Below are 6732 nucleotides of genomic sequence, written 5' to 3' on the forward strand. Positions count from 1 at the left end.
ACATCCGCCGGATCACGACTAAGGTGAGCCGAATGAAGGCTCTCGTGCTGTCCGGCGGCGCAGGAACGCGGTTGAGGCCGATCACCCACACGTCGGCCAAGCAACTCGTGCCCGTGGCCAACAAGCCCGTGCTGTACTACGGGTTGGAGTCGATCGCCGAGGCCGGCATCACCGATGTGGGCATGATCGTCGGGGATACGGCCGACGAGATCGAGGAAGCGGTGGGGGACGGGTCGAAGTTCGGCCTCGACGTCACCTACATCCCCCAGCAGCGGCCCCTCGGGCTGGCCCACGCGGTGCTGATCGCCCGGGACTACCTCGGCGACGACGACTTCGTGATGTACCTCGGCGACAACTTCATCGTCGGCGGCATCACGGGTCTGGTCGACGAGTTCCGCAGCCATCGGCCCGACGCCCAGATCCTGCTCACCAGGGTGGCCGACCCGCGTGCCTTCGGAGTGGCCGAACTCGATGCGTCCGGCCAGGTGATCGGCCTGGAGGAGAAGCCCGACCAGCCCAAGAGCGACCTCGCGCTGGTCGGCGTCTACATGTTCACGCCCCTCATCCACGAGGCGGTCCGCGCCATCGAACCGTCCTGGCGCGGCGAACTGGAGATCACCCACGCCATCCAGCACCTGATCGACACCCGCGCCGACGTGCGCTCCACGGTCGTCAAGGGCTACTGGAAGGACACCGGCAACGTCACCGACATGCTCGAGGTGAACCGCACGGTCCTCGAAGTCATGGAGCGCCGCATCGACGGCGAGGTGGACGACGCCTCGGAGACCATAGGACGCGTGGTGGTCGAAGAGGGCGCGCGGATCGTCGGCTCCCGCATCGTCGGGCCCGCCGTCATCGGCTCGGGCACCCTCGTCAGCAACTCCTACGTGGGCCCCTTCACCTCCGTCGCCGAGAACTGCCGCATCACCGACAGCGAGCTGGAGTTCTCTATCGTGCTGCGGGACTCCTCGATCCTGGGCGTCGGCCGGATCGAGGCCTCGCTGATCGGCCGGCACGTCGAGGTGACCCCGGCCCCCAGCGTGCCCAGCGCCCACCGCTTCGTCCTCGGAGATCACAGCAAGGTGCAGATCACTTCATGAACCTCCTCGTCACCGGCGCCGCCGGGTTCATCGGTTCGCGCTACGTGCGCGCACTGCTCGCCTCGGACGCGCCCGACGCGCCCCGCATCACCGTGCTGGACAAGCTCACCTACGCCGGCACCCTCGACAACCTCGAACTGACCCATCCCCGGTTGGAGTTCGTACAGGGAGACATCTGCGACGCCGAGCTGGTCGACAAGCTGATGACCGCTGCGGACCAGGTCGTGCACTTCGCCGCCGAGTCCCATGTGGACCGCTCCATCACCGGCGCCGCCGACTTCGTCCGCACCAACGTCCTCGGCACCCAGACCCTCCTGGACGCCGCCCTGCGCTACGACGTGGGCCCCTTCGTGCACGTCTCCACCGACGAGGTCTACGGCTCCATCGAGTCCGGATCCTGGCCCGAGGACCACCCGCTTCAGCCCAACTCGCCGTACTCGGCCTCCAAGGCCTCCTCCGACCTGCTCGCGCTGGCCTACCACCGCACCCACGGCCTGGACGTGCGCGTCACACGCTGCTCCAACAACTACGGCCCGCACCAGTTCCCCGAGAAGGTCATCCCGCTGTTCGTCACCAACCTCCTCGACGGCCACAAGGTGCCGCTGTACGGCGAGGGCCGCAACATCCGCGACTGGCTGCACGTCGACGACCACTGCCGGGGCGTCGACCTCGCCCGCACCCACGGCCGGCCCGGCGAGGTCTACAACATCGGCGGCGGCACCGAGCTCACCAACAAGGAGCTCACCGGGCTGCTCCTGGACGCCTGCGGAGCGGACTGGGACCGGGTGGAGTATGTCGAGGACCGCAAGGGCCACGACCTGCGCTACTCCGTCGACTGGTCCAAGGCCCGCGACGAACTCGGCTACCGCCCAGCCCACGACTTCACCGCCGGCCTGGCCGATACCGTCGCCTGGTACCGCGACAACCGGGCCTGGTGGGAGCCCCTGAAGCGGCGCGTCGCCCAGGAGCGGGCATGAGGTGGCTGATCACCGGGGCGGGCGGGATGCTCGGCCGGGACGTCGTCGCGGAACTCACCAGGCGCGGCGAGAACGTCACGGGTCTCGACCGCACCGCCCTGGACATCACGGACGCCGGGGCCGTCGGAGCCGCCGTACGGGGGCACCGCCCCGACCTCGTCGTGAACTGCGCCGCGTACACGGCCGTCGACGACGCCGAAACCGACGAGGCCCGCGCCCTGGAGATCAACGGCGACGGGCCGCGCCTGCTGGCGCGGGCCTGCGCCGCGCACGACGCCCGCCTCCTCCACGTCTCCACGGACTACGTCTTCTCCGGCGAGTCCCGCACCGGCCCGTACCCGGAGGACCACCCGACGGGCCCGCGCACCGCCTACGGCCGCACCAAACTGGCCGGGGAACAGGCCGTCCTGGAGGAACTTCCCGGGGCGAGCGCGGTGCTGCGCACGGCGTGGCTCTACGGCGTCCACGGCTCCAACTTCGTCCGGACCATGATCGGACTGGAAACACGCCGCGACACCCTCGACGTCGTCGACGACCAGCGCGGACAGCCCACCTGGAGCGCCGACGTCGCCGAGCGGATCGCCGACCTCGGCCCCCGGCTCGGCTCCGACGCGCACGGCGTCTTCCACGCGACCAATTCCGGCGAGGCCACCTGGTACGACCTCGCCCGCGAGGTGTTCTCCCTCATCGGCGCCGACCCGGACCGGGTGCGCCCCACCAGCAGCGCGGCCTTCCCCCGGCCCGCGCCCCGCCCCGCGTACAGCGCCCTCGCACACCACCGGTGGCAGGAGATCGGCCTGCCACTGCCGCGCGACTGGCGTTCCGCCCTGCACGAAGCACTGCCCCGCATCCGCAAGGAAGGTCTTCCTCGTGAAACGCCATGAGTTCCTCCGGGAACTGCACAAGGTCAGCGCCAATCGCAACTACCTGGAGATCGGCGTCAACGACGGCCGCAGCCTGACGCTGTCCCGCGTCCCGAGCATCGCGATCGACCCCGCCTTCAAGGTGGTCTCGGAGCTGAGGTGCGACGTCCACCTGGTGAAGGCCACCAGCGACGACTTCTTCGCGCGCGACAACCCGCTCCAGCACCTCAAGGGCGGCCGTCACCCGCTGCGCAACCTGCGCCGGGGCCGCAGCCCGATCGGCTATTGGCGCCGCACGACCCTGGACCTGTCGTTCATCGACGGCATGCACCTGTTCGAGTTCGCGCTGCGCGACTTCATGAACGTCGAGAAGTACTCGGACTGGTCCAGCGTGATCGTCCTGGACGACATGCTGCCGCGCAGCATCGACGAGGCGGCCCGGGACCGGCACACCAACGCCTGGACCGGCGACGTCTACAAGATCACCGAGGTGCTGGCGCGCTACCGCCCCGACCTGGTCACGGTGCAGGTGGACACCGCACCCACCGGCCAGCTCGTCGTCTTCGGCGCCGACCCGGACAACCGGGTCCTGCACGACAAGTACGACGAGATCATGGCGGAGTACAAGATCCCAGACCCGCAGAAGGTTCCCGAGGCGATCCTGGAGCGGGCCGGCGCCGTCCGCCCCGAAGCCCTCCTGGAAGCGGGCTTCTGGCGTCCCCTCGCCCAGGCCCGCAACCGCGGTCTGCCCCGCTCCATGGGCTGGGAGCCCCTGCGCAAGGCCCTCCAGCAGGTCGGTGTGAGCCGCTGAGCGACGGCGCCGGCCACCGCCCGGGGCGGCCGGCGCCGACGACCTTCCTCCTCGGCCTTCCCGGCTTGCTCGGCTTTCCGGCACACAGGCCCGGACGCTGGACGCGTCCGGGCCTGCGGTGTGTCCCCTGGGCGGGCTACTAGGTCCCCTGCCCGCCTCGCAGTTCCTCGTAGTAGGCCAGGCAGGCTTCGTACGACGGCAGCAGTCCCTGCCGTTCCGCCTCCGCCAGTGTCGGGGCCTGCTCGTCCTTGGGGGACAGGAGCGGGGTGACGCCCTCCGGCCACTCGATGCCCAGGGCCGGGTCGAGCGGGTGGATGCCGTGTTCGCGGTCCGGGGCGTAGCCCTCCGAGCACAGGTACACCACGGTCGCGTCGTCCGTGAGGGCCATGAAGGCGTGTCCCAGCCCCTCCGCGAGGAACACGGCGTGCCGCGTGTCGTCGTCGAGGCGTGCGGCTTCCCACGCGCCGTAGGTGGGGGAGCCCACGCGGATGTCGATCACCACGTCCAGGACGGCACCGCGTACACACGTGACGTACTTGGCCTGGCTGGGCGGCACATCCGCGAAGTGCACACCCCGCAGCACGCCCCGCTTCGACACCGAGCAGTTCGCCTGGGCCAGGGACAGGTCACGGCCCGTCGCCTCGCGGAACTCCGCACCGCGGTACCACTCGTGGAAGCTGCCCCGGTCGTCCGGGAAGACCTTGGGCTCCAGAACCCAGGCGCCCTCTATCTCCATGGGTCGCATGCCGTCACCGCCCTCCGGTCCTGGTACGGGACTTCAGCTTCCGGCGCGCGGCACCGAGCACGCGTCGGGCACGCCGGGCCAGCCGCAGCGCGACACCGGGCCCGGGCGGCGGCGTCACCAGCAGGCTTCCGCCCCCCGCTCGCAGGGCGAACGGCAGGCCGGTGAAGCGAGCCCGGTCCGCGGCCGGATTCAGGCACACGGCCACCCGCCAGACGTCCTCCGAGAGGTCCTCGGCGGGCAGGTCCGCGGACAGCACCGAGCCCGGCCGGCCCGCCTCGGAGGTGAGATGGCCGGGCACCTCCAGGATCCGGTCAGCGGAGACGAACCTCAGCCGCACCCCGGTGTCGTCCGGGACGTGCACCGGGAGCTGGACGCGGAAGCGCCCCTCGGAGACGGCGACGTCCCCCAGCTGCACGCGGCCCAGCCCTAGCCGCTTGCCGCGTGCGCCGAGTTCCAGGGAGAGGTTGCCGTGCGGCTCGGTCCAGTAGGGCAGGACCGGGCGGTCACCGATGACGCCCACTTCAGGTGTGGGCCGGTCCTCGCGCGGCGCCGGGCCGAGTCGGCACTCCTTCGTCCAGCCGCCCGCCTTCACCCGGACGAGTGCGTCCCAGGCGCCGTCACGCGGCAGCTCGGCCGGGTCGACCGTGGCGGTCGCCCGCAGCACCAGCCGGACCTCCTCGCCGTCCCCGACCGGCACGGTCTCGCGCGTGAACTCCACCGGCTGGAAGTACTGCGCGGCGCTGGAGCGCTCCCGCAGCAGCAGATCGGCCGTGGCCTGCCCGAACCGCGCGGCGGTCTCGGAGGCCACCCACCCCACCGCCTCGGTCACGTCCTTCGGAACATCGGTCAGCGGCACGGACTCGGCACCGGCCGGGAACAGCATCGGTTCGCCGCCGGACAGGTACTCGGCCGTGAAGCCGACGATGAGGGAGCCGTCGCGCCACTCGATGTCCGCGGGGGTCGCCCGGGGCGTGACACCCGCCTCCCACTTTGCGAAGGCCACCACGTCGTCGTAGCGGTCGGCCGCCGTCAGCGCGGCGATGACCTGCTGCGTCGGCTGCAGACCGGCCGCGACACCGGGCCCGAAGCGCTCCACGACGACTTCGTGGATCTCCGCGAACAGCTCCCTGCGGTAGTCGTCCGGCAGGTTCAGCAATCGCCGCGCCCGCAGCCGCTCGACCATCTCCACGCGCAGCCAGCGCCGGAACAGCCGGTCGCGCACCGGGCCGGGTTCCGTGTACCGCTCGACGACGTCGAGGGCCTCGCGCAGGTTCCTGAAGTAGCCGACCGGGTCGAAGCGTTCGAAGCCGGCGTTGGAACCGTCGTCCCGCCGCAGGTGGTAGTAGCAGACGTAGTCGCTGAGCACGGAGACGTTCTCCGCGCGCAGATACGCCTCGGCGATGAAGACGTGGTCCTCCAGACGCCGTCTGCCCTCGGGAAAGCGCAGGCCGATGCGGTCCAGGAAGGCCCGGCGGACCATCTTGTGCGGGGTGAGACTGTCGATCAGCGGGGCGTTCTCGACGGTGGCCCGCGGGTGGTTGCGGCGGAACAGCTCCACCGGCACCCCGCGGCCCTTGCCGGCCATCTTGCCCACCACGACGTCGGCGCCGTTGGCCACGCCGTAGTCGTACATCCGCTCCAGGGCCTCGTCGCCCAGGTAGTCGTCGTTGTCGACGAACATCACGAACTCGCCCCGGGAGGCCTCGATGCCGACGTTGCGGGGCTTGCCCGACCAGCCGGAGTTCTCCTGGTGGATGACTCTCATCCGGGGGTCCTCGGCGGCGAGCCGGTCCAGCCGGGCCGGGGTCTCGTCGGTCGAGCCGTCGTCGACGAAGATCACCTCGAACTCGTCGGGAGGCAGCGACTGCCGCTGCAGCGAGGAAATGCAGTCCTCGATGTAGATCCCCGGGTTGTACACGGGGACGATGACGCTGACCTTGACCGGCATCGGGTTTCCGGGCCCCTTCGCGTCGCTTGCCGTAGACGTCCTGTAGTACTGCGTGTCGCCTGATGCTAACCCGGTCGGCGACGCGGTCCCACTTCCGAGGCCCGGCCGTGATCATCTCGCCCGCACGGCAACTGAGCTGCGCCCTCCGTCTGTTCGCGGTCAAGCCGTCTTACGGGCGGGAGCACCCGGCAGCCCTTAGGGGTCCTTTCACTATGAGCGTCCGATCAGGGCACGTGGTCTGGTGCCGTGCATCGCAAGGCGCCGGGAAGCCCTCGTAGCGGAGCTACT

The 6732-nt window shown here is 70.5% G+C and carries 6 protein-coding genes; 4 read left to right on the forward strand and 2 right to left on the reverse strand.

Annotation, left to right across the window (positions count from 1 at the left end):
- Nucleotides 1-32: 32 nt before the first annotated feature.
- From ABTX62_RS07185 to ABTX62_RS07200, 4 genes are read left to right on the forward strand one after another with little or no spacing between them, the layout of a single operon-like run.
- Nucleotides 33-1100, forward strand: a complete 1068-nt coding sequence (locus ABTX62_RS07185; protein WP_352115231.1) for a glucose-1-phosphate thymidylyltransferase — start codon at nucleotides 33-35, stop codon at nucleotides 1098-1100.
- Complete coding sequence (rfbB, locus tag ABTX62_RS07190; protein WP_352115232.1) at nucleotides 1097-2077, forward strand: dTDP-glucose 4,6-dehydratase; 981 nt, start codon at nucleotides 1097-1099, stop codon at nucleotides 2075-2077. The genes ABTX62_RS07185 and rfbB overlap by 4 nt, the downstream gene beginning before the upstream one ends.
- Nucleotides 2074-2961 (forward strand): dTDP-4-dehydrorhamnose reductase, encoded by an 888-nt coding sequence (gene rfbD, locus ABTX62_RS07195; protein ID WP_352115233.1) that lies wholly within the window; start codon nucleotides 2074-2076, stop codon nucleotides 2959-2961. Before rfbB ends, rfbD begins: the two co-directional genes overlap by 4 nt.
- The gene (locus ABTX62_RS07200) at nucleotides 2948-3751 is read left to right on the forward strand and encodes a class I SAM-dependent methyltransferase (protein ID WP_283972699.1); all 804 of its coding nucleotides are present in this window, start codon (nucleotides 2948-2950) and stop codon (nucleotides 3749-3751) included. Before rfbD ends, ABTX62_RS07200 begins: the two co-directional genes overlap by 14 nt.
- Nucleotides 3752-3890: 139 nt before the next feature.
- Here the strand turns inward: ABTX62_RS07200 and rfbC are convergent, their stop codons facing one another.
- Entirely contained in the window at nucleotides 3891-4496 is a 606-nt protein-coding gene (gene rfbC / locus ABTX62_RS07205) for a dTDP-4-dehydrorhamnose 3,5-epimerase (protein WP_352115234.1), read from the reverse strand.
- A gap of 4 nt (nucleotides 4497-4500) precedes the next feature.
- A complete protein-coding gene (locus tag ABTX62_RS07210; protein ID WP_352115235.1) occupies nucleotides 4501-6444 on the reverse strand; it encodes a glycosyltransferase family 2 protein in 1944 nt (647 codons plus the stop codon).
- Between the last annotated feature and the right edge of the window lie 288 nt (nucleotides 6445-6732).

Source organism: Streptomyces sp. NPDC096046, from assembly GCF_040303285.1.
Taxonomy (GTDB): Bacteria; Actinomycetota; Actinomycetes; order Streptomycetales; family Streptomycetaceae; genus Streptomyces.

Excerpts from the sequence above, each read along its gene's own strand:
- ABTX62_RS07185 (WP_352115231.1), top strand. The coding sequence starts at position 33 with ATGAAGGCTCTCGTGCTGTCCGGCGGCGCAGGAACGCGGTTGAGGCCG.
- rfbB (WP_352115232.1), top strand. The coding sequence starts at position 1,097 with ATGAACCTCCTCGTCACCGGCGCCGCCGGGTTCATCGGTTCGCGCTAC.
- rfbD (WP_352115233.1), top strand. The coding sequence starts at position 2,074 with ATGAGGTGGCTGATCACCGGGGCGGGCGGGATGCTCGGCCGGGACGTC.
- rfbC (WP_352115234.1), bottom strand. The coding sequence starts at position 4,496 with ATGCGACCCATGGAGATAGAGGGCGCCTGGGTTCTGGAGCCCAAGGTC.
- ABTX62_RS07210 (WP_352115235.1), bottom strand. The coding sequence starts at position 6,444 with ATGCCGGTCAAGGTCAGCGTCATCGTCCCCGTGTACAACCCGGGGATC.